Genomic DNA, 22,146 nt, shown 5'->3' on the forward strand with positions numbered 1-22,146 from the left:
GAACGATTCCACAAATGCGATGTAAGGAGGCTGAACGAGGCGCGCCTTAACTCAGTTGAGGTTCAGGCGAAGGCCTGCAAGGAAGCGCCGATGAACCACATGCCGATGAACCACATGATGAACAGACGGACGATGATGCGGGGCGCGACTGCGCTGCTGGCGGGCGGCATGTTGCCGGCACGGGCGTGGGCGGCGCCCTTCGCTTCGCGCCGCATTGCCGTGACGACTCGCGGCGCCGGTCGAGATGTCGTGCTGATCGCGGGGCTGGCGAGCGGGCCGGGGCTGTGGAACGGGGTGGTCGGCGCGCTTTCCGGTTATCGCTGGCATCTGGTCCACGTGCGGGGTTTTGCCGGCCTCGCGGCGGACGCCAATGCCAGCGGGCCGCTGGTCCAGCCTTTGGCGGACGAGATCGCCCGCTATATCGCGGCGGCAGGGCTGGAGCGGCCCGCCATCGTCGGCCACAGCATGGGCGGCACGCTGGCGATGATGCTGGGTTTGAAGGGGCTGGCGGGGCGGCTGATGGTGGTCGACATGCTGCCCGAGGGGGCAGCGATGGTCGGCGGCACGGCACAGGGCATGGGATTTCTGGCCGATCAACTGGGGCAATATTTCACCGGAACCAGGGCGGGCCGCGCCTATCTGGCGCGGATGCTGGCGGAAATGCCGGGCGCCCGGGGAAGCGATCCGGATGTCGTCGCCAATGCGCTGCGCGATCTCGCCAATGTCGACCTGGGGCCGCAACTGGCGCGGCTGACCGCGCCGATGGAGGTGGTCTATGCCGTCGGCAGCGATGCGGCGCAGGCGGGCGAGATCGGTCGAACCTTCCGCGCCGCCTATGCCGCCAAGCGCGGCGTGCGGCTGGTGCCCATCGGCCCCAGCGGCCATGTCGTCATGGCGGATCAGCCGGCCCGCTTCAACGCGGTCCTCGGCAATTTTCTGAAGACGGTTTGACGCCGATCAAAGGCGCGGCGGGACAGCAGGGGTAAAAGCAATCCGACGCCTTCCTCCGCGTCACTCCTCGACTCATGGCGCAGCGCGATGGACGCTGCGCCACCTTTTTTCAGCTTCTTTCAGGGCGCCAGCACCGTATCGACCGCCTGCGGCAGCATCGCCGGATAATCGAGCGTATAGTGCAGCCCCCTGCTCTCCTTGCGATGCAGGGCGGAGCGGACGACCAGACGCGCGACCTCCAGCAGGTTGCGCAGTTCGATGAGGTCCGGCGTCACGCGGAAATGGCCGTAATATTCGTCGACTTCCTTCGCCAGCAGGTCGATGCGGTGCTTGGCGCGCTCCAGCCGCTTGGTGGTGCGGACGATGCCGACATAGTCCCACATGAAGCGGCGGATTTCCTTCCAATTATGCTGGACGATGACCTCTTCGTCCGAATTGGTGACGCGGCTTTCGTCCCAGGGGCGGATCGGCGGCGGCGCGGGCAGTTCATCCCAATGGGCGCGGATGTGCCGGGCGGCGGCTTCCCCGAAGACGAAGCATTCCAGCAGCGAATTGGACGCGAGGCGGTTAGCGCCGTGCAGGCCGCTTTCGGTGACTTCGCCCGCCGCATAGAGCCCCGGCAGGTCGGTGCGACCGTCAAGGTCGATGACCACGCCGCCGCAGGTATAATGCTGTGCCGGGACGACCGGGATCGGTTCCTTCGTGATGTCGATGTCAAGATCCAGCAGGCGCGCATAGATGGTCGGGAAATGGGTGCGCACGAATTCCGGCGGCTTGTGGCTGATGTCGAGATGGACATAGTCGAGGCCGAGCCGCTTGATCTCATGGTCGATGGCGCGGGCCACCACGTCGCGGGGGGCGAGTTCGCCGCGCGGGTCGAACCGGGGCATGAAGCGTTCCCCGCCGCCGGGGACACCGGGGGGCAGCTTCAAATGACCGCCCTCCCCCCGAACCGCCTCCGTGATGAGGAAATTCTTGACCTCCAGATTGTAGAGGCAGGTAGGGTGGAACTGGTTCATCTCCATGTTGGAGACGCGGCAGCCCGCGCGCCAGGCCATGGCGATGCCGTCCCCGGTCGCGCCCCGGGGAGCTGTGGAGAAGAGATAGGTGCGGCCCGCGCCGCCGGTGCAGAGGATCGTCGCCTTGCCCAGGATCGCGTCGACATGGTCCGTCAGCCTGTTGAAGGCATAGACGCCCCATACATGCCCGTCGCCCGAATAGCGCTCGCCATGGCGGCTGGTGATGAGGTCGATGGCGACCCTGTCCTCCAGCAGCGTGATGTTGGGATTGGCGCGGGCGGCCTTCAGCAGCGCGACCTGCACGGCATGGCCGGTGGCGTCGTCGACATGGACGATGCGGCGGTGGCTGTGACCGCCTTCGCGGGTCAGGTGCCAGCGTTCGCCGAATTCCTCCCCTCCATTGAAGGGAACGCCAAGCTCCGCGAGCCGCTCTATCGCCGCAGGAGCCTCGGAGACGACGAATTCGACGGTACTGCGGTCGTTCAGGCCTGCGCCTGCGACCATCGTGTCTTCGATATGCGCCTCGAAACTGTCACCTGCGTCCAGTACGGCGGCGATGCCGCCCTGCGCCCAGTTGGTGGACCCGCCGTCCAGCGCTCCCTTGGCCAGCACCACGACCTTGCGGTCCTGCGCCAGGTTGATGGCGGCGGTCAGCCCCGCCGCGCCGGAGCCGATGATGACGACGTCATAGGTGGTGGTGGGCATATAGTCTTCTTACTCCCCTCCCGCAGGCGGGAGGGGTTGGGGGTGGGCTTGCGCGAGGGCTGCCATGATATGCGACAGCACGCCTTCGATATTCCCTATCACGTCGGCATTCTGAAAGCGCAAGACGGTAAAGCCTAGTTCGCGACAGTAGGCGTCGCGGCGGGCGTCATATTCCGCACTGTCGTCGTGGGTGGAGCCATCCAGTTCGATGATGAGCTTCGCCTCGCGACAAAGGAAGTCCGCGAAATAAGGGCCGATAGGGATTTGGCGGCTGAACTTGCGGCCGTCGAGTTGGCGGTTGCGCAGGCGCTGCCAAAGGAACCGCTCAGGCGGAGATGCCTCGTTTCTTAGCGACTTTGCGCGGGACGTATTCCTGCTTTTGAAAGGTCGCGCCAGCCCACCCCCCGGCCCCCTCCCGCCTGCGGGAGGGGGAGAGGCATCCCTCTCCCTCACGCCGCCGCGGTCAGGTTCAGGAACACATCCTCCAGATCAGGGTCGCGCGTCACCACGTCGACGATCGAAAGCCCGCTGGCCTGCACGGCGCTCAGCACCTGGCCCGCATTGGCGCGGTTCTTCATATAGGTGATCGTCAGCGTGCGTTCGTCCGACAGTTCGATCTTCTCGAAGCTGGGGTCGGCGGGGGGCGTCACCACATCGCGGTCGACCGTCACCTGCACCACCTTCTCCTGCGCCATGGCGATCAGTTCGCGAGTCGGCTTGTCGGTGATGACCTTGCCATGGTTGATGATGCCGATCCGGTCGCACAATTCCTCGGCCTCTTCGAGATAATGCGTGGTGAGGACGATGGTCACGCCCTGGCGGTTCAACTCCCGCACATAGGCCCAGAGCTGCTGGCGAAGCTGCACGTCGACGCCGGCGGTCGGTTCGTCCAGCACCAGGATCGGCGGGCTGTGCACCATCGCCTTGGCCACCAGCAGGCGGCGTTTCATGCCGCCCGACAGGGTCCGGGCATAGGCGTCGGCCTTGTCCTCCAGATGCACGGCGCGCAGCAATTCCATCGAGCGGCGGCGGTCCCGGGGTACGCCATAATAGCCCGCCTGGTTCTCCAGCGTCTCGAACGGGGTGAAGAAGGGATCGAAGACGATCTCCTGCGGGACGATGCCGATGCTGTTCTTGGCGTTGCGGGGGTTCTGGTCGATGTCGAAGCCCCAGATTTTCGCCGTGCCGCTGGTCTTGTTCACCAGCCCGGCGAGGATGTTGATGGTGGTCGACTTGCCCGCGCCATTCGGCCCCAGCAGGCCGTAAATCTGCCCGCGCGGGATGGTGAGGTTGATATTGTCGAGCGCCTGCTTGCCGCCCTTGTAAACCTTGGTGAGGTTGGCGATCTCTATGGCGGGAGTGGGGGAGGTGTCGGTCATGGCTGCCTATAGTGGGGTTGGGCCATTGGAAAGGAAAGAGCGGGGTTAAAATTCGTCGGCGGCGTCCATCAGGGCCGTGAGTTTGCGGGGCGCGACCTCCCGCCAGCTCCGCTCCAGCCGTTCGTTGATCTGGTCCCAGTCCGTGTCCCCCAGATCGAGGCGGATGCCGACCCAGCCATCCCCGAAATAGGGGGGGCGGTAATAGCGGGCGGGGTCGCTTTCGATCAGCATCGCCTGTTCTTCCGGCGCGGTCGTCTTGACGAGGATGGCGATAACGCCGTCGCCATGACGATCCTGCGTGAAATAGGCGAATTTCTTGCCCTTTTCGATGCCGAAGCAGGGCATGCCGTGGGACGTGACCTCATCCGCCTGCGGCAGGGCCAGGGCGCGCTCACGGACTTTGTTCAGCAGCCATTCGGGCTGGCGCTCGCGGGTGACGAAATCCGCCAGCGTGCGCGGATAGAGCTGATGTTCCGCCATCAATATGCGCGCGGCAAGGCTGTCGGCGGTGTCGCCGGGCAGGATCGCGACTTCGATCTGGCCAAGGACCGGCCCGTCGTCCAGTTCCGCCGTGACGATGTGGACCGAGCAGCCGGCATGGGTATCGCCTGCGTCCAAAGCCTTCCGATGGGTGCCGAGACCCTTATATTTGGGCAGCAGGCTGGGGTGGATGTTCAGCATCCGGCCTTCCCAGCCGGCGACGAATTCGGGCGAGAGGAGGCGCATATAGCCGGCCAGCGCGACATATTCCGCGCCCGCCCCGCGCAACGCCTTGTCGATAATGGCGTCGAATTCGGCGCGCTTCAGGCCCTTGTGGCTCTGCGCGAAGGTGGCGATGCCCTCGGCGGCGGCGAGGGTCAGGCCGGGGGCTTCGGGATCGTTGGCGGCGACCAGCACCAGCTCATAGGGGCAGGACGGATGCCTGGCGGCATAGAGCAACGCCGCCATGTTCGAGCCACGTCCGGAAATCAGAACGCCGACCTTTGCCTTCACTTGCAGTCCCCGTCCGGTTCGCGCGAAGTCGAGAACCCTTGTGACTTCGTTTCTCGACTTCGCTCGAAACGAACGGGTTTCAGTGACTTACCCCAGATGCGTGGCGGTCCAGTCGGCCCTGGCGCTCCATGTTTCCTGTGAGCCCTTGACCGTGCAGCCCTTTTCGCCCGCCTCCACGAGGCCGACGCGGACCACGGTTTCGCCCGCTGCTTCCAGATCCGCCGTCACGGCGTCCACCGCATCCGCATCCACCGCCAGCACCATGCCGACACCGCAATTGAAGGTGCGGGCCATTTCCTCCGGCTCGATATTGCCCTGCGCCTGGAGGAAAGCCATCAGGCGCGGCTGTTCCCAGCCGTCGGCGTCGATAACCGCATGACAGCCTTCGGGCAGCACGCGCGGGATATTCTCCAGCAGGCCGCCGCCGGTGATGTGGGCCAGCGCATTGATCCGGCCTGCCCGGACCAGCGGCAGCAGCGACTTCACATAGATGCGCGTCGGCGCCATCAGCGCGTCGATCAGCAGCACCTCATTATCGAAGATCGCCGGACGGTCGAGCTTCCAGCCCTTGTCGGCGGCAAGACGGCGCACCAGCGAGAAGCCGTTGCTGTGCACGCCCGAGGAAGTGAGACCCAGCAGCACGTCGCCCGCCTTGACCCGGTTGCCGGTCAGCGCTCTGGACCGCTCCACCGCGCCGACGCAGAAACCGGCGAGGTCATAGTCGCCCGGCCCGTACATGCCGGGCATTTCCGCCGTCTCTCCGCCGATAAGGGCGCAGCCGGCCTGTTTGCAGCCCTCCGCAATGCCCGCGATCACGCGTTCGGCGACGCCGCTCTCCAGCTTGCCGGTGGCATAATAGTCCAGGAAGAAGAGCGGTTCGGCGCCCTGCACGATCAGGTCGTTGGCGCACATGGCGACCAGGTCGATGCCGACGCCGTCATGGGCGTTGTGATCGATGGCGAGCTTCAGCTTGGTGCCGACGCCGTCATTGGCCGCGACCAGCAGCGGATCGTCGTATCCGGCCGCCTTCAGGTCGAAGAAACCGCCGAAGCCGCCCAGTTCCGCGTCGGCGCCGGGGCGACGGGTGGCCTTGGCAAGCGGGGCGATGGCGCGAACCAGCGCATTGCCCGCGGCGATGTCGACGCCAGCCTTGGCGTAGCTGTAGGATTCGGTGTCGCTCATGGCTGTGGCCCCTAAGCATTTTCAAGTCAGATGGAAACATCTGACGGCTTAAGAAAATGCGGCAAGCCAAATAACGCACATTGTGCGCGAAAACGGAACGGGAAATGGGTTGCCGCTTGGCAGCGCAGGCAAATCTCGCCAAAAGGACGCGCGTGAACGTGCCTTCTGTCCTTCGTGGCCTGTCCCTCCGGCCTTTGAACCTGTTCCGCGCAGCGTCGCGCCCGATCCAGATACTGGGCGCGATCATGCTTGGCCTCGCCGCTGCGGCGCTGGTCGCGCAGATGGAGGGGGAGCGCGGCGTGCCCCCCATCGCCAGCGGCGGCGATTTCCAGGTGAGCCATGTGAAGGTCGACGTCTTCGCCAAGGATGCCGACAGCGCGCGCAAGGCCGGCTGGCGGCTGGCGCAGCGGCGGGCGTGGCAGATGCTGTGGACCCGAACCCATGGCGGCAGCGGCGCGCCGGCCCTGTCCGATTCGCAGCTTGAAGGCATGATTTCGGGTATCGAGATCGAATATGAGCAGGCGGGCCCCACCCGCTATGTCGCCACGCTGGGCGTCATGTTCGACCGGGCGCGGACGGGCCAGTTGCTGGGCGTGACCGGCAATGTCATGCGGTCCCCGCCCCTGCTGGTGATCCCGGTGCTGTGGGACGGCGGGTCTGCCGTGTCCTATGAGCGGATCAACGAATGGCAGCGGGCCTGGGCGCGTTTCCGCACCGGCGACAGCGCGATCGACTATGTCCGCGTGGCCGGGTCGATCGCTGATCCGATCCTGCTGAATGCGGGGCAGACCGGGCGGCGCGGGCGGCTGTGGTGGCGCGTGCTGCTCGACCAATATGGCGCGGCGGACGTGGTGATCCCGATCGCACGGCTCGACCGTCAATATCCGGGCGGTCCGGTGACCGGCACCTTCACGGCGCGCTACGGCCCCGACAATTTCCTGATCGGCAGCTTTTCCCTGCGCGCCTCCAACGACAGCGCGATCCCGCAGATGCTGGACCAGGCGACGCAGCGGATCGACCAGCTTTATACCCAGGCGCTGAATGACGGCCGCCTGCGTCCCGATCCGTCGCTGATCATCGAGGAGCCGGTCGATCCCAATGCGCTGGAGATCGAAAATGCCGCCGATCTGCCGGTGGAAACGCTCGACATGCCGACGCCCGCCGCCACGACGGGCAGCTACGCGATCCAGTTCGACACCCCGGACGTCGGATCGGTGGCGCAGGGCGAAGCCGCCGTGCGTTCCATCGCGGGCGTGCGTTCAGCCGCGACCAGCAGCCTGGCGCTGGGCGGCACGTCGGTCATGCAGGTGAGCTTCGACGGCACGGTCGACATGTTGCGTGCAGCGCTGGCGGCGAAGGGCTATAACGTCGCCGTGTCCGGCAATACGCTGCGCATCCGCAGGGGTGGGACACCGGGAGCCGGCTCTGCGCAATGAAAGGCGCCATGAGACAGATCAGCCTGCCGTTCGACCGGCCTGATCGGGCGAGCGGCGAGGATTTCCTGGTCAGCGACGCCAACCGCATCGCCGTCCGCCATCTGGAGAACTGGCGGGGATGGCCGCTGGCGATCAGCGTGCTGAGCGGGCCGCCCCTGTCGGGCCGTTCGACTCTGGGCCGCCATTTCGTCGCGCAGAGCGGCGGGACGATGATCGACGATGCGCAGCGGCAGGATGAGCAGGCGCTGTTCAACGCCTGGAACGATGCGCAGACGGCGCAGCGCCCGCTGCTGCTGATCGCGGACGCGCCGCCCGTGCTATGGCAGGTGGCCCTTCCCGACCTGCGGTCCCGGCTGGCGGCGGCGCCGCATGTCGCGCTGGAGCAGCCGGACGAGGCGCTGGCCCGCGCCCTGATAGAGCGGTCCCTGGCGTCGGCCGGGGCAAGCTATGCCGCCGACCTGCCCGAATGGCTGCTGCGGCGGATCGAGCGCAGCTATGCCGCCATCGCCGCCGTGACCCGCCTGCTGGACGAGGCGGCTTTGTCATCGGGACGTAAGATTTCTACCGCTATGGCGAAAGATGTCCTGCAAGACGCGGGATTTTTGCCTATAGTCCCGGACTGATCCTCCGGTTCCGAACGATGAGAGAGATGTGGCCGAAGCCGACCCCTCCGCCAGCCTGACCCTGCCCAGCGACCGCTATTTCAACCGGGAACTGTCCTGGCTGGCGTTCAACCAGCGCGTGCTGGAAGAGGCGATGAACCGGGCGCATCCCCTGCTGGAGCGGTTGCGTTTCCTGTCGATTTCCGGCGCCAATCTGGACGAGTTCTTCTCCGTGCGCGTGGCGGGGCTGAAGGGGCAGCAGCTGCAGGATGTCGACATGCGCTCCGCCGACGGGCTGACCCCGGCGCAGCAACTGGCCGCCATCAGCGAGGAAACTGCCCGGCTGATGGGCGCGCAGCAGAAGGTGTGGGGGGCGCTGCACGGCGAACTGGCGCAGGTGGGGATAGAGGTGATCGGCCCGTCCACCGCGCTCGACCCCTCCTGCGAGAACTGGCTGCGCGATCATTTCCTGACGCAGGTCTTCCCGATCCTGACGCCGCAGGCGCTGGACCCGGCGCACCCCTTCCCCTTCATCCCCAATCAGGGGCTGTCGATTGTCTTCGACCTGGAGCGGCTGTCGGACAAGGAGCCGATTCGCGAGCTGGTGATGATACCGTCCTCACTCGCCCGCTTCGTGCGGATGCCGGGCGAAACGGCCCGCTATATGGCGCTGGAGGCGGTGATCCGGCGCTTCTCGGCCGATCTCTTTCCCGGCTATCGCGTCCGCAACAGCGGCGTTTTCCGCATCATCCGCGACAGCGACATAGAGATAGAGGAAGAGGCGGAGGATCTGGTCCGCTATTTCCGCAGCGCCATCAAGCGCCGCCGCCGGGGCCGCGTGATCCGCATGGAGATAGAGGAACGCATTCCCGAGCCGGTCGAGGAGATGTTGCAGGACATGCTCCAGGGCCATGAGGCGATCATCGCGGAGGTGGAAGGGTTCGTCGGCATCGGCGACCTGTCCGGCGTCGTCGAGGAGGATCGGCCGGACCTGAAGTTCGAGCCCTACGCCCCCCGCTTCCCGGAACGCATCCGCGAATATGGCGGGGATTGCTTTGCCGCGATCCGGGCGAAGGACATCGTCGTCCACCATCCCTATGAAGCCTTCGACGTGGTGGTGTCCTTCCTGAAGCAGGCGGCGTCCGACCCCGATGTCGTGGCGATCAAGCAGACGCTGTACCGCGCGGGCAAGCAGTCCGCGATCATCCGCGCGCTGATCGACGCGGCCGAGGCAGGCAAGTCCGTGACCGCAGTGGTGGAGCTGAAAGCCCGTTTCGACGAGGAGCAGAACCTGATGTGGGCCGACGCGCTGGAGCGCGCGGGCGTGCAGGTGGTCTATGGCTTCATCGACTGGAAGACCCATGCGAAAGTGTCGATGGTCGTCCGGCGGGAGGGGGAGGCGTTCCGCACCTACTGCCATTTCGGCACCGGCAACTATCATCCGGTGACGGCGCGCATCTACACCGACCTCAGCTTCTTCACCGCCGATCCGGCCTATGGGCGCGATGCGGCGGCGCTGTTCAATTACATCACCGGCTATGTCGAGCCGCAGCGGCTGGAAAAGCTGGTGATGTCGCCCCGCGACCTGCGCAACCGCCTGTGCGACCTGATCGATGCGGAGATAGAGCATGTCCGCGCCGGGCGGCCGGGAACCATCTGGGCGAAGATGAATTCGCTGGTGGACCCGGCGATCATGGAAAAGCTCTATGCGGCGAGCAATGCAGGCGTGCAGATCGAACTCATCGTGCGGGGCATCTGCTGCCTGCGGCCGGGCGTGCCGGGCATGTCGGAAAATATCCGGGTGAAGTCGGTGGTCGGCCGCTTTCTTGAACATAGCCGGATCACCGTCTTCGGCAATGGCAAGGCGCTGCCCAATAATGGCGCGAAGGTGTTCATCAGTTCGGCCGACTGGATGCCGCGCAATTTCGACCGGCGCGTGGAGTTCCTGGCGCCGGTCGAAAATCCGACCGTGCACGACCAGATTCTGGACCAGGTGATGGTCGCCAACCTGATCGACACCGAACAGAGCTGGGTGCTGGACAGCGACGGCCATTACAGCCGCGTCGAGGCGGGCGACCGGCCGTTCAACCTGCACCGCTATTTCATGACCAACCCGTCCCTTTCGGGCCGTGGCGCCGCGCTGGACAGCGAAGCGGTGCCGACGCTGCGCCTGCGCGGGCGGGCCTGATCGGCATGAATTCCATGTTGAGCCAGGTCCGGGCGCTCGCCCCCGGCATGGCGACGTCCCCGCATCAGGCGAAGGCGCGCACGGCGATCATCGACATCGGTTCCAACAGCGTGCGGCTGGTCGTCTATGACGGGCCGCGCCGCATCCCCTTCATCCTCTTCAACGAAAAGGTGATGGCGGGATTGGGCGCGTCCCTGGGGAAGACGGGCCGGATCGAGGCGGAAGCCATGGACAGGGGGCTGCGCGCGATCGGCCGCTTCGCCCATCTCTGCCGCGAGATGGAGGTGCAGGAGGTGCGCTGCGTCGCCACCGCCGCGGTGCGGGACGCGGAAAATGGCGACGAGTTCATCCGGCGCGCCCGCGACATGGGGCTGGAGGTCGAGCTGCTGTCCGGCGGGCAGGAGGCGGTCGCCGCGGCCTATGGCGTGTTGTCGGGCATTCCGGGCGCGGACGGCATCGTCGGCGACCTGGGCGGCGGCAGCCTTGAGCTGGCCCGAATCCGCGACGGCGCCGTGCATGAAACGGTGTCCTTGCCGCTGGGCGTGCTGCGCCTGCCGCAAATCCGCGCCAAGGGGCCGGCCGTGCTGGAACGAATGGTCAGGAAGATGCTGGCCAAGGCGGGCTGGGACGCGCCCGCCGGCCTGCCCTTCTATCTGGTCGGCGGGTCGTGGCGCGCGCTGGCCCGGTTCGACATGGAATTAACCCAGTTCCCGCTTCCCGTCGTGCACCAATATGAAATGCCTGCCGCGCGGGCCGAACAATTGACGCGCATCGTGTCCCATGTCGGCAAGGCGCGGTTCAAGGATATTCCCCAGATCACCGGATCGCGCGTGCCGACCCTGCCGGATGCGGCGGCGCTGCTGTCGGTGATCGTGCGCCAGTTGAGGTCGAGCAGGCTGGTCGTGTCGGCCTATGGCCTGCGCGAGGGGCTGCTGTTCAGCGATCTGCCCCCGGATATTCAGGCACATGATCCGCTGCTGATCGCGGCGGAGGCCGAAGGCGAAGCGCAGGCGCGCTTTACCGGCCATGGCGACATGATCGAGCGCTGGATCGCGCCGCTGTTCCTGGAGGACGGCAGCGCGTGGCGGCGGATTCGCCGGGCGGCCTGCCTGTTGGCCGATGTCGGGTGGCGCGCCAATCCCGATTTCCGGTCGGACCGGGGCGTCGAGATCGCGCTGCACAGCAATTGGGTCGGCATCAACGCGGCCGAGCGAGCCATGCTGGCCCAGGCGCTGCACAGCAATTTTGGCGGCGGCCTGTCGACGCCGCCCGGCATCGAGCGGCTGGCCCCGCCCGAAGCGCTTCAGCGAGCGACCTTATGGGGTCTGGCGATCAGATTGGGGCAGCGGTTGTCCGGCGGCGTGGAGGGGCCTTTGCTCGCCTCCCGCCTGGAGATGGAGGGCAATGTACTCGAACTGCGGCTGCGCAGCGTGGACGCCGATCTGTTCGGAGAAGCGGTCGAGCGGCGGCAGCGGCAACTGGCCCAGGCCATGGGCGTGAAGTACCGGCTGGCCTGGTAGGGGGCTGACTGAATGCGGTCAGGGAACGGAGCTTCTGCTTTCCCTGAAGCAAGCCTGCTCCTGCGCAGGCAGGCCCGGCCCTCCCTTCCGCGCATCATCGCCGCCCGATCCGGGCGCCTGCTTTCGCATGAGCATGCTGTGCCTTTAGAAAAGCGTCGCAATCGTCCGCTTCCCACCAGCCGAGCCAGCCGACCGGCTCAGGCAAAGATCAGCCGGGCCTCTTCGCCGGTCTGCTGCAAGAACCCCATCGGGCCGCCGACCTCAACGCCCTGCGGCAAATCATCGGCAGTCATTCCGCACAGCGCAAGTCCGCTCTGACAGGCAAGCAGGATCACGCCCAAGCCCAATGCCTCTTCGATCACCATCGCCAGCGAAGGCAGCCCCGATGCCCGATGCGCTTCGTCGCGGGGCGCTTCCGGAGGCGCTCGCAGCAAGCTCACCGCGTCCAGTTGCAGGAACAGCGCCGCGCCGCCGCCCAGCGCCGCCTGAGCCGCCGCGATCACCAACGCTCCGCGCAGCCGTTCCGCATCCGCCGTCGCGACGATGATCCTCAGCTCGCGCATAGTTCCACGGCGCAACCCTGGCAGGCGGGATCCTTCGGCACCGCCACGGTCCGAAACCGCATCGACAACAGATCGGCCAGCAGCAAGCGCCCCGCCATGTCATCGCCGAAGGGCACAAGCGCGCGGATCACCTCCAGCGCCGCCAGACTGCCGATCACCCCTGTCAGCGCCCCGATCACGCCGGTTTCGGAACAGTCCCGCTCCGGCGCATCCTGCGGCGACCCGACCAGGCAGCGATAGCAGGGCTTGCCCGCCTCCCAACCGCGATAGGTGGCCAATTGCCCCTCGAACGGCCCGACCGCCGCCGACACCAGCGGAATCCGCAGCTTCTGCGTGCAGTCCGCCACCGCCAGCCGCGTCGCGAAACTGTCGCAGCCATCCAGCACCGCATCGGCATCCCGCAGCATCAGCGCGGCATTGTCCGCATCGATGCGGGCGTTGATGGGGATCAGCTTCACGTCCGGATTGAGCCGCGCGACCGCCGCCATCGCGCTTTCGGCCTTGGGCGCTCCGATCTCGTCAGTGCCGAACAGCACCTGCCGCTGCAGATTGGAGAGGGCGACCGCATCGTCATCGATCACCCGAATCGTGCCCACGCCCGCCGCGGCGAGATAGAGGATGGCCGGGCTGCCGATCCCGCCCGCCCCCACGACGGCCACATCCGCCGACAGCAGCCGCGCCTGCCCCGCGCCGCCGATCTCCTTCAGCACGATATGGCGGGCATAGCGCTCAAGCTGATCGTCCGTGAGGGCCAAGGGCGTCATTGGGATCGAACCCCCGTCGATCCGAATCCCCCTGCGCCCCTGATCGTCTCGTCCAGTTCCTCGACTTCGGCAAAGCGCGCCATCTGCACCGGCGCGGCGACCAGCTGCGCGATCCGGTCGCCCCGCGCGATCACAAAGGGTTCTTCGCCCAGATTGATCAATATGACCTTCAGCTCGCCGCGATAATCGGCGTCAATCGTCCCCGGCGTATTGGGCAGGCTGATCCCATGTTTCAGCGCCAGGCCGGAACGCGGCCGCACCTGCACTTCATAGCCTTCGGGAATCGCCATGGCAAAGCCGGTCGCCACCGCATGCCGGCCGCCAGGCACAAGGATGATGTCCTCCGCCGACACGACGTCCATCCCCGCCGCATGCGCCGTGGCATAGGCCGGCGCCGGCAGGCCGGCGCCATGGGGCAGGCGCTTCAGGCGAATTTCAATGGGCGGGAGAGGAGAGGACATGGGCGACCTTTTCTATCAGGCGGGTGGCGACGGCGTCCTTGGGCAGATGGTCCCAGCTCTCGACGCCATCCTTCGAAACGATGTGCACGCTGTTGGAATCGCCGCCCATCACGCTTGAGCCGGGCGGCCCCGACACGTCATTCGCGACGATCCAGTCGGCGCCCTTGCGCGCCAGCTTCGCCTGCGCATGTTCAGCGATCTTCTGCGTCTCGGCGGCAAAGCCGACCAGCAGGGCGGGACGCTGCGCATGTTTGCCCAGCGTGGCGAGAATGTCCGGATTCTCGACCAGGGCCAAGGGCGCCGGCTTGCCCGATCCATCCTTCTTGAGCTTCTGATCCGCAGCGTCCGCCGTACGCCAGTCGGCCACCGCCGCCACCATGATCGCCGCGTCGGCGGGCAGGGCCGCCTCCACCGCGGCCAGCATCTCGCGCGCGGTTTCCACATCGACGCGGGTCACGCCGGCGGGCGTCGGCAGGTATACCGGCCCCGCCACCAATGTCACCCGCGCGCCGGCCCGCGCCGCCGCCGCCGCTATGGCGAAGCCCTGCTTGCCGGAGGACCGGTTGGCGATGTAACGGACCGGGTCGATCGGCTCATGCGTCGGGCCGGCCGTCACCAGCACATGCCGTCCGGCGAGCGGCGCGTCGGCCGTTTCGAAGTCCGGCTGCCCGGCCAGCGGATCGGCGGCGAGCGGCCGGGCGAGCAGCCGCGCCACCTCCGCCGCGATCGCTTCCGGATCGGGCAGACGGCCCTTGCCGAATTCCCCGCACGCCATTTCACCACTGTCCGGCTCCATCACATGCACGCCATCGGCCTTGAGCTGTGCGACATTCCGCCGGGTCGCGGCATGGTGCCACATCCGAACGTTCATGGCGGGAACGGCGAGCACCGGCTTGTCGGTCGCCAACAGCAGCGTCGTCGCCAGATCGTCGGCAATGCCGCCCGCCATCTTGGCCAGGATGTTCGCCGTCGCTGGCGCGACCACGACCAGATCGGCCTGCCGCGAAAGCTGGATATGGCCGATCTCGCGCTCTTCCTTGAGGTCGAACATGTCGCCATAGACATGATCCTCGGTCAGCACGCCCAGCGACAGCGGCGTCACGAATTTTTCCGCGCTTTCCGTCAGCACCGCCCGCACCGCGATGCCGCGCCTGCGCAGCAGCCGCACCAGTTCCAGCGACTTATAGGCGGCGATGCCGCCCGAAACGATGAGAAGGATGCGCTTGGTCATGACAGGCCCATCATTTGGGCAAGCGGCGGGCCCTTGTCCAGCCATTCCCATCGTCCCCATGCGCAATCATCGAAGGGCGGCGAAACGGCCCGGCCGGAACCGATCCGCCCCTTCATGCGATTATTCCAGGAGAGCGGCGCAACCGTATCGAAGGGGCATGCATGGCAAGAAGCCGGACCGTACCGAGCCAGATCGACCTCATCACCCGCTATCGCGAGGTCAGGGCGCTGAGCGAAGCGCTTGCCGCGCCGCTGTCCGATGCGGACGCGACGGTCCAGTCCATGCCCGACGCGTCCCCCGCCAAATGGCATCTGGCGCATGTAAGCTGGTTCTTCGAAACTTTCGTCCTGCGCGATCATGTGGCGGGCTATGCACCCTTCGATCCGCATTACGCCTATCTTTTCAACAGCTATTATGAGGCCGAAGGTCCACGGCATGCGCGGCCGATGCGGGGCATGCTGACACGGCCGACGCTGGAGGAAATCCGCGCCTATCGCGCCCAAGTCGACGAGGCGCTGACCACCGCCCTGCCGATGCTGATGCCCGATGTGCAGGCGCTGGTGTTGCTGGGCCTCCACCATGAGCAGCAGCATCAGGAACTGCTGCTGACCGACGTACAGCATCTTCTGTCGCTCAATCCGCTGGAACCGGCGCTGTACGACGCGCCCAATGCGCTGCCTGCGCCCGTCCCCGGCCCTCTCCACTGGATCGAGGGCCGGCAGGGGCTGGTGGAGATCGGCGATGACGGCAAAAGCGATTTTGCCTTCGATTGCGAGACCCCCCGCCACAAGACGGTGCTCCACCCGCATGCGCTGGCGCACAGGCCGATAACCAATGGCGAATGGATCGCCTTCATCGAGGATGGCGGCTATGCCGACGCCGCCCATTGGCTGTCCGACGGCTGGGCATGGGTGCAGGCCGAGCGGGTCGAGGCGCCGCTATACTGGCGGCGGGGCGAGCAAGGCTGGACGCGCTTCGGTCTGGACGGGCGCAAGCCGGTCAATACCGCCGCGCCCGTCAGTCATATCAGTCTTTATGAAGCGGATGCCTATGCCCGATGGGCGGGGGCGCGCCTTCCCACCGAGGCGGAATGGGAAAGCGCCGCCCTCAATGTCGCGCCGACCAGCGGGAACCAGTTGGACGGTCCGGCCTGCCCCCGCCCCCGCGCGGCGGATGGCGGCTCCACGCTGACGCAGATGTTCGGCGATGTGTGGGAATGGACAGGCAGCGCCTATCGCCCGCATCCCGGCTTCCGCGCGGCGGACGGCGCGGTGGGCGAATATAATGGCAAGTTCATGTCGGGGCAGTTCGTGCTGAAGGGCGGCAGTTGCGCCACGCCGCGCGGCCATATGCGGGCAAGCTACCGCAATTTCTTCTACCCCCATCAACGCTGGCAGTTCACCGGACTGCGGCTGGCAAAGGATCTTTGACGCGATGCTGCTGACCGAAGATGCCCCGCTGTCCCTGCGCGCGCCTGACCCGGCCTTCCGGCGGGACATTATCGAGGGCCTGTCCCGCGAGCCCAAGGCGACCCCGCCCATCTGGTTCTACGACCGGCGCGGGTCGGAACTGTTCGAAGCGATCACGGACCTGCCGGAATATTATCCGACGCGCACGGAAACCGCCCTGCTGGAACGGCATGGCGCGGATTTCGCCGCCGCCATCGGCGCGGGGCGGGCGGTGGTGGAGTTCGGTGCAGGCAGTTCGCGCAAGACCCCGCATCTGCTGCGCGCCATCGATCCAGCCGCCTATGTGCCGATCGACATCAGCGGCGACTTTCTTCGCGCGTCGAGCGCTGAATTGGCGTCGGCCTTTCCGGGGCTGCCGGTCTTGCCGGTGGTGGGCGACTTCAACGGCGAACTGGCCTTGCCGGCGGCGATAGAGGGGCTGCCGCGCCTCGGCTTCTTCCCCGGGTCGACCATCGGCAATATGGAACCCGATTCGGCGGTGGACCTGTTGCGGGCAATGCGGCGCCTGCTGGGCAAGGACGCGATGCTGCTGATCGGCATGGACCGGATCAAGGACCGTGACCGGCTGGTCGCCGCCTATGACGATGCCGCGGGGGTGACGGCTGCGTTCAACCTCAATCTGATCGCGCGCATCAATCGGGAACTGGAGGGCGACCTGCCGCTGGACGGCTTCCGCCATCGCGCCATCTGGAACGACGACAAGGCGCGGATCGAAATGCATCTGGAGGCGGTGCGGCCGCTTCACTTCCACGTCGCGGGCCAATGCTTCCGCATGGCCGCGGGCGAGACGATCCATACCGAAAGCAGCCACAAATATGGCGCGCGCGACGAAAGGCTGCTGCTGCGCGCCGGGGGATGGGAGCCGGTGCGCGAATGGAGCGATGCGGACGAGCTGTTCTCGCTGATATTGGCAGAAGCCTAAGGGGCGATTTCCAGGCGCGAAAAAAGAAGCCAGGGCGGCGGCACGGCGAATCGACAGGAAATTCCGGCCTTCAGTCCGTCACTTTGGCCGACCATGTGGTGATCCAGTGCCAGGCGCCGCGGCATTCCCCCATCGCACTCGCCTCTACCAGGCGGAAGCGCGAACCGTCCCAGACATAGGTTTCACTACCCCCGCAATCGCCCAGGCCCCGGCCCTTGGCATAGCTTTGCAAGGTGGAGGTCTCCGGCGCCCAGCCTGCATTGACCAGCATGGGATGGCCGGCCTCCTCGCTCCAGCCCGGCTGATAGTCGAAGCCGGCGAAGCGGAAGGTTCGGCGGCCGGGAATGCCGGTGGCGATCGCGGGGACGAATGTGAAATTATAGGCCCCGGCGCCGCAGGGCACCAGAACCAGCGTCTCGGTCTTCGACAGCCGGTGCAACTCGGGAGGAGAGGATGCGCCCCTCATCTCGTCGGCGCAACCCGTGAAGGTGCCGAGTGCCGTCAGTTCCTCCCGCCAGAGCGCGGGCGGCTGCGCGCCGCCGGGTACGGCTGCGCGCCGGATCGTGGGGATGGCAGGCGCGGGACGCACGGCGCTGCGTGCGAGCGGTCCCGTCGCGACGAGGGCCGCCATGGTGCCCGCCCTGCCCTGCTTCGCATCCATATAGCGGAGCGCAGCGGTCAAGCCGGCGAGCGACGGCCGGTCGATCGCCCTCGCGCCGGCGCGGATCTCCATGCGTCCGCCCTTCGCCATGGCAATGGCCAGTGCGGACGCCTGCGGTCCTTCCAGACTGGCCTCGCCGTCCACGCTCGCCACGCTGGCAAGCTTTCGCCCGTCGATCAGGAAGTCCAGCGCCTCCCGGCCCTTGGCGTCCCGGCTGACCCGGATTTCGGGATCGGCGTCGGCCCCCGCCCCTCGCGCGATCCCCAGCATGACCGGCGCATCGGGCCAGTCGCCGCCTTCTGGCAGCAGGGAGACGGCCTCGCACCGGTTGCCGTTGTCGCAACCGATGGTCCAGTCCTTGTAGCTTTCCAGCCTGCCCGGCTTCGGCGCTTGCGCCCCAGCCGGCGCCGCTGCCATCACCACCGACAGCATGGCCGTCAGTCCGAATATGCGTTTCGCCCCCATGCGTTAACCATAGCCGATCCTGCCAGCGACGGGTAGAACTTTCGTTATAGAATCGGAACGATCATCGCAGGCTGAGCATCAGGCCCGCCAGCGCCGCGCTCATCAGATTGGCGAGGCTGCCCGCCACCAGCGCCTTCAGCCCCAGCCGGGCGATCACCGGCCGCTGGTTGGGCGCGAGATTGCCGGTGACGGCCATCTGGATCGCGATCGAACTGAAATTGGCGAAGCCGCAGAGCGCGAAGGTGACGATGGCGACGGTCGCCGGCGACAGCGCGCCCTGCGCCTGGCCGAGATTGATATAGGCGACGAACTCGTTGAGCACGACCTTGGTGCCGAACAGCCCGCCCGCGATCTGCGCCTCATTCCAGGGAATGTTGAGCAGATACATGACCGGAGAGAAGAGATAGCCGAGCAGTTGCTGGAAGCTGAGGTCGGGATAGCCGAACCAGCCGCCGACGCCGCCGAGGATGCCGTTCGCCAGCGCCACCAGCGCTACGAAGGCCAGCACCATGGCGCCCACAGCGACGGCCAGCTTCACGCCGGTCTGCGCGCCCTGGGCTGCGGCCATGATGAGGTTGGCGGGCTTTTCCTCGTCATGGGTGGCGGGCGGCATCGGTTCGCCCGGCGTTCCCCCCGGCAGCAGCGCGGCGGGGCCGGTGTCGCCGATCCGGCTTTCGGGCAGGACGACTTCGGGATGATCGCCCAGGGGGAGTTCGGGTTCGCGCTCCGGCTCGTCGGGCATCATGATCTTCGCCATCAGCAGGCCGCCGGGCGCGGACATGAAGCTGGCCGCCAGCAGATAGTCGATCTTGATCCCCATCGAGGCATAGGCGGCCAGGATCGTGCCCGCGACGCCCGCCATGCCGCTGGTCATGACGGCGAAGAGTTGGGGCGGGGTGAGACCGGCGAGATAGGGGCGGATGACGAGCGGGCTCTCGCTCTGCCCCACGAAGATGTTGGCGGCGGCGCAGAGGCTTTCGACCTTGGACACGCCCGTCACCTTCTCGATCGCGCCGCCGACCCAGCGCACGATCTGCTGCATGATGCCCAGATGGTAGAGGATCGACACCAGGCTGGCGAAGAAGATGATGACCGGCAGCGCGGCGATGGCGAAGCTCGCGCCGCCGATCTCCGGTTTCGCGAGCGGGCCGAAGATGAAGTCCGTTCCCGCCTGCGCATAGCCGAGCAGATTGGCGACGCCGTGCGACATGCCGGCGATCACGGCGCGCCCGGCGGGGACATAGAGCACCAGCAGCGCAATGCCCGCCTGCAGCAGGAAAGCCGCGCCCACGACGCGAAGCCGGATGGCGCGGCGGTCGGAGGAAAGGGCGAAGGCAATGGCAAGGATCAGCGCGATGCCGGCTAGGCCAATGAGAAGATGCATGAAAAGCTTTCGCGGGAAGAACGAACGGCGCGACCATAGAGACGCCGTAGCGGCGAGGCCAGTAGCTTTACGCCAGTAACTTTACGATGGTGCAAATGCGTTTGGGCGAGATGTTCGGGTGGATTGCGGACATTCCCCCTCCCGCAGGCGGGAGGGGGCTAGGGGTGGGCTGGCGCGGCATCTGCGCTGTTTTGCAACGGCTAAGTCAGAAGCTCGCTACGCTCGCGCCCACCCCTAACCCCTCCCGTTTACGGGAGGGGAATGTCTTGGATTGGCCATCGTCAGACTCCCGAAGCAGAAAGGGCCGGCGTCTCGCGACGCCGGCCCTTTCTCATCCCTCGAAATCCGGTCAGGCGGCAGCCTTGGCCCGCGACATGCGCTTGCGCTCATTGGGATCGAGATAGCGCTTGCGCAGGCGGATGTTCTTGGGCGTCACCTCGACCATTTCATCGTCGTCGATATAGGCAATGGCCTGTTCCAGCGTCATCTTCCAGGGCGGGGTCAGGCGGATGCTGTCGTCCTTGCCGCTTGCGCGGAAGTTGGTCAGCGCCTTCGACTTCATCGGGTTGACCTCCAGATCTTCCGGCTTGGCGTTCTGGCCGATGATCATGCCTTCGTAGAGCGCCTCGCCCACCCCGACCATCAATATGCCACGTTCTTCCAGCGGGCCAAGGGCATAGGCCACCGCCTCGCCCGCGCCGTTGGAGATCAGCACGCCATTCTTGCGGCCTTCGATATTGCCCTTGTGCGGGCCGTATTTCTCGAAGAGCCGGTTCATGATGCCGGTGCCGCGCGTGTCCGACAGGAATTCGCCATGATAGCCGATCAGACCGCGCGAGGGCGCCGAGAAGGTGATGCGGGTCTTGCCGCCGCCCGACGGGCGCATGTCGGTCATTTCCGCCTTGCGCTGGTTCATCTTGTCGACGACCGTGCTGGAAAATTCATCGTCCACGTCGATGACGACGGTTTCATAGGGCTCGGTCTTGTTGCCGTTCTCATCCTCGCCGAACAGCACGCGGGGGCGGGAGATGCCGAGTTCGAAGCCTTCGCGGCGCATCGTCTCGATCAGCACGCCAAGCTGGAGTTCACCGCGACCGGCAACTTCGAAGCTGTCCTTGTCAGCCGATTCGGTCACCTTGATCGCGACGTTGGATTCGGCTTCGCGCATCAGGCGGTCGCGGATCATGCGGCTCGTCACCTTGCTGCCTTCGCGGCCCGCCATGGGCGAATCGTTCACCGCAAAGCGCATCGACAGGGTCGGCGGATCGATCGGCTGGGCCTTGATCGCGGTGTTGATCGACGGATCGGCGATGGTGTTCGCCACGGTGGCGACGGTCAGGCCCGCAAGGCTGATGATGTCGCCCGCCTTCGCCTCTTCCACCGGCACGCGGTCAAGCCCACGGAAGGACAGGATCTTCGAGGCACGGCCGGTTTCCAGCACATTGCCGTCGGCGTCGATGGCGTGGATCGGTTGGTTGACCTTCAGCGTGCCGGAATTGACGCGGCCGGTCAGGATGCGGCCCAGGAAGTTGTCGCGGTCGAGCAGCGTCACCAGGAAGCTGAACGGCGCATCTTCGTCCAGCGCCGGAGGCGGCACATGGTCGACGATCTTCTGGAACAGCGGCTCCAGCGTGCCCGAACGCAGCGACGGGTCTTCATTGGCATAGCCGTTGCGGCCAGACGCATAGAGCACCGGGAAGTCGAGCTGCTCGTCCGTGGCGTCCAGCGTCACGAACAGGTCGAACACCTCGTCCAGCACTTCCTGGATGCGTTCGTCCGGGCGGTCGATCTTGTTGACGACGACGATGGGGCGGAGACCCAGGGCCAGCGCCTTGCCGGTCACGAACTTGGTCTGCGGCATCGCGCCTTCCGACGAATCGACCAGCAGGATCACGCCGTCGACCATGGACAGGATGCGCTCCACCTCGCCGCCGAAGTCGGCGTGGCCGGGCGTGTCGACGATGTTGATGCGGGTGCCGTTCCATTCGACCGAGGTGGGCTTCGCCAGGATGGTGATGCCGCGTTCCTTTTCCAGGTCGTTCGAATCCATCGCCCGTTCCTCGACGCGCTGGTTGTCGCGGAAGGTGCCGGACTGGCGGAAAAGCTGGTCGACGAGCGTGGTCTTGCCATGGTCGACGTGCGCGATGATCGCGATGTTACGCAGGGACATGCAACTGCCTTCGGGATTTAAGGTTTCCCGGCCGGCACCGCGCCTGCTCAGGACTATCGGGCGCGCCCCTACAGGAAATGA

General features: G+C 66.3%; 19 protein-coding genes. 7 read left to right on the forward strand and 12 right to left on the reverse strand.

The genetic code is table 11. The annotated features are described in order from the left end of the window. Positions 1 to 114 precede the first annotated feature (114 nt). Positions 115 to 951: an alpha/beta fold hydrolase gene (locus LDB29_RS13125; RefSeq protein WP_099186984.1), complete on the forward strand. Its 837-nt coding sequence runs from the start codon at positions 115 to 117 to the stop codon at positions 949 to 951. A gap of 119 nt (positions 952 to 1,070) precedes the next feature. Here the strand turns inward: LDB29_RS13125 and nadB are convergent, their stop codons facing one another. The 5 genes from nadB to purM all read right to left on the reverse strand — a co-directional run bounded on the left by nadB (position 1,071) and on the right by purM (position 6,229). Continuing rightward, positions 1,071 to 2,675 carry an L-aspartate oxidase gene (gene nadB, locus LDB29_RS13130; protein WP_025548663.1) on the reverse strand — a complete coding sequence of 535 codons (1,605 nt, stop codon included), beginning with the start codon at positions 2,673 to 2,675 and terminating at the stop codon, positions 1,071 to 1,073. Positions 2,676 to 2,684: 9 nt separating this feature from the next. After that, complete coding sequence (locus LDB29_RS13135; RefSeq protein ID WP_244968612.1) at positions 2,685 to 3,128, reverse strand: endonuclease domain-containing protein; 444 nt, start codon at positions 3,126 to 3,128, stop codon at positions 2,685 to 2,687. After that, the gene (locus tag LDB29_RS13140) at positions 3,125 to 4,054 is read right to left on the reverse strand and encodes an ABC transporter ATP-binding protein (protein ID WP_048577206.1); all 930 of its coding nucleotides are present in this window, start codon (positions 4,052 to 4,054) and stop codon (positions 3,125 to 3,127) included. The genes LDB29_RS13135 and LDB29_RS13140 overlap by 4 nt, the downstream gene beginning before the upstream one ends. Before the next feature lie 45 nt (positions 4,055 to 4,099). Then, positions 4,100 to 5,047 (reverse strand): phosphoribosylglycinamide formyltransferase, encoded by a 948-nt coding sequence (gene purN / locus LDB29_RS13145; protein ID WP_257554342.1) that lies wholly within the window; start codon positions 5,045 to 5,047, stop codon positions 4,100 to 4,102. Positions 5,048 to 5,134: 87 nt separating this feature from the next. Then, positions 5,135 to 6,229, reverse strand: coding sequence for a phosphoribosylformylglycinamidine cyclo-ligase (gene purM, locus LDB29_RS13150; protein WP_025548666.1), 1,095 nt, complete (start codon positions 6,227 to 6,229; stop codon positions 5,135 to 5,137). Positions 6,230 to 6,381: 152 nt separating this feature from the next. On the opposite strand from purM, the gene LDB29_RS13155 reads away from it, so the two are divergent. From LDB29_RS13155 to LDB29_RS13170, 4 genes are read left to right on the forward strand one after another with little or no spacing between them, the layout of a single operon-like run. Next, positions 6,382 to 7,665 carry a hypothetical protein gene (locus LDB29_RS13155; RefSeq protein ID WP_025548668.1) on the forward strand — a complete coding sequence of 428 codons (1,284 nt, stop codon included), beginning with the start codon at positions 6,382 to 6,384 and terminating at the stop codon, positions 7,663 to 7,665. A gap of 8 nt (positions 7,666 to 7,673) precedes the next feature. Further along, positions 7,674 to 8,288, forward strand: coding sequence for a chromosomal replication initiator protein DnaA (locus tag LDB29_RS13160; RefSeq protein WP_025548670.1), 615 nt, complete (start codon positions 7,674 to 7,676; stop codon positions 8,286 to 8,288). Between the two features lie 28 nt (positions 8,289 to 8,316). After that, on the forward strand, positions 8,317 to 10,455 hold the full coding sequence (locus tag LDB29_RS13165; RefSeq protein WP_025548671.1) for an RNA degradosome polyphosphate kinase: 2,139 nt from the start codon (positions 8,317 to 8,319) through the stop codon (positions 10,453 to 10,455). A 5-nt stretch (positions 10,456 to 10,460) separates the two neighbouring features. Further along, a complete protein-coding gene (locus LDB29_RS13170) occupies positions 10,461 to 11,975 on the forward strand; it encodes a Ppx/GppA family phosphatase (protein ID WP_025548673.1) in 1,515 nt (504 codons plus the stop codon). Positions 11,976 to 12,172: 197 nt separating this feature from the next. On the opposite strand, the gene LDB29_RS13175 is transcribed toward LDB29_RS13170, so the two are convergent. From LDB29_RS13175 to coaBC, 4 genes are read right to left on the reverse strand one after another with little or no spacing between them, the layout of a single operon-like run. Next, the gene (locus LDB29_RS13175) at positions 12,173 to 12,538 is read right to left on the reverse strand and encodes a DsrE family protein (protein WP_025548674.1); all 366 of its coding nucleotides are present in this window, start codon (positions 12,536 to 12,538) and stop codon (positions 12,173 to 12,175) included. After that, positions 12,526 to 13,302 (reverse strand): HesA/MoeB/ThiF family protein, encoded by a 777-nt coding sequence (locus LDB29_RS13180; RefSeq protein WP_128830727.1) that lies wholly within the window; start codon positions 13,300 to 13,302, stop codon positions 12,526 to 12,528. Before LDB29_RS13180 ends, LDB29_RS13175 begins: the two co-directional genes overlap by 13 nt. Next, positions 13,299 to 13,763: a dUTP diphosphatase gene (gene dut, locus LDB29_RS13185; protein ID WP_025548678.1), complete on the reverse strand. Its 465-nt coding sequence runs from the start codon at positions 13,761 to 13,763 to the stop codon at positions 13,299 to 13,301. Before dut ends, LDB29_RS13180 begins: the two co-directional genes overlap by 4 nt. Next, the gene (gene coaBC, locus LDB29_RS13190) at positions 13,738 to 14,994 is read right to left on the reverse strand and encodes a bifunctional phosphopantothenoylcysteine decarboxylase/phosphopantothenate--cysteine ligase CoaBC (RefSeq protein WP_025548679.1); all 1,257 of its coding nucleotides are present in this window, start codon (positions 14,992 to 14,994) and stop codon (positions 13,738 to 13,740) included. Before coaBC ends, dut begins: the two co-directional genes overlap by 26 nt. 161 nt (positions 14,995 to 15,155) lie before the next feature. Here coaBC and egtB point away from each other — a divergent pair, with 161 nt between their 5' ends. Beyond that, positions 15,156 to 16,424 carry an ergothioneine biosynthesis protein EgtB gene (gene egtB, locus LDB29_RS13195; RefSeq protein ID WP_025548681.1) on the forward strand — a complete coding sequence of 423 codons (1,269 nt, stop codon included), beginning with the start codon at positions 15,156 to 15,158 and terminating at the stop codon, positions 16,422 to 16,424. A gap of 4 nt (positions 16,425 to 16,428) precedes the next feature. After that, positions 16,429 to 17,385, forward strand: coding sequence for an L-histidine N(alpha)-methyltransferase (gene egtD, locus LDB29_RS13200; RefSeq protein ID WP_025548682.1), 957 nt, complete (start codon positions 16,429 to 16,431; stop codon positions 17,383 to 17,385). 70 nt (positions 17,386 to 17,455) lie between these two features. On the opposite strand, the gene LDB29_RS13205 is transcribed toward egtD, so the two are convergent. The 3 genes from LDB29_RS13205 to typA form a co-directional block, all read right to left on the reverse strand. Further along, a complete protein-coding gene (locus tag LDB29_RS13205; RefSeq protein WP_025548684.1) occupies positions 17,456 to 18,511 on the reverse strand; it encodes a DUF1176 domain-containing protein in 1,056 nt (351 codons plus the stop codon). Between the two features lie 61 nt (positions 18,512 to 18,572). Beyond that, positions 18,573 to 19,895, reverse strand: coding sequence for a NupC/NupG family nucleoside CNT transporter (locus LDB29_RS13210; RefSeq protein WP_025548685.1), 1,323 nt, complete (start codon positions 19,893 to 19,895; stop codon positions 18,573 to 18,575). Between the two features lie 349 nt (positions 19,896 to 20,244). Next, positions 20,245 to 22,065: a translational GTPase TypA gene (gene typA, locus LDB29_RS13215; RefSeq protein WP_025551654.1), complete on the reverse strand. Its 1,821-nt coding sequence runs from the start codon at positions 22,063 to 22,065 to the stop codon at positions 20,245 to 20,247. Between the last annotated feature and the right edge of the window lie 81 nt (positions 22,066 to 22,146).

It is taken from the genome of Sphingobium sp. CFD-2 (assembly GCF_024611135.1).
Classification (GTDB): Bacteria; Pseudomonadota; Alphaproteobacteria; order Sphingomonadales; family Sphingomonadaceae; genus Sphingobium; species Sphingobium fuliginis.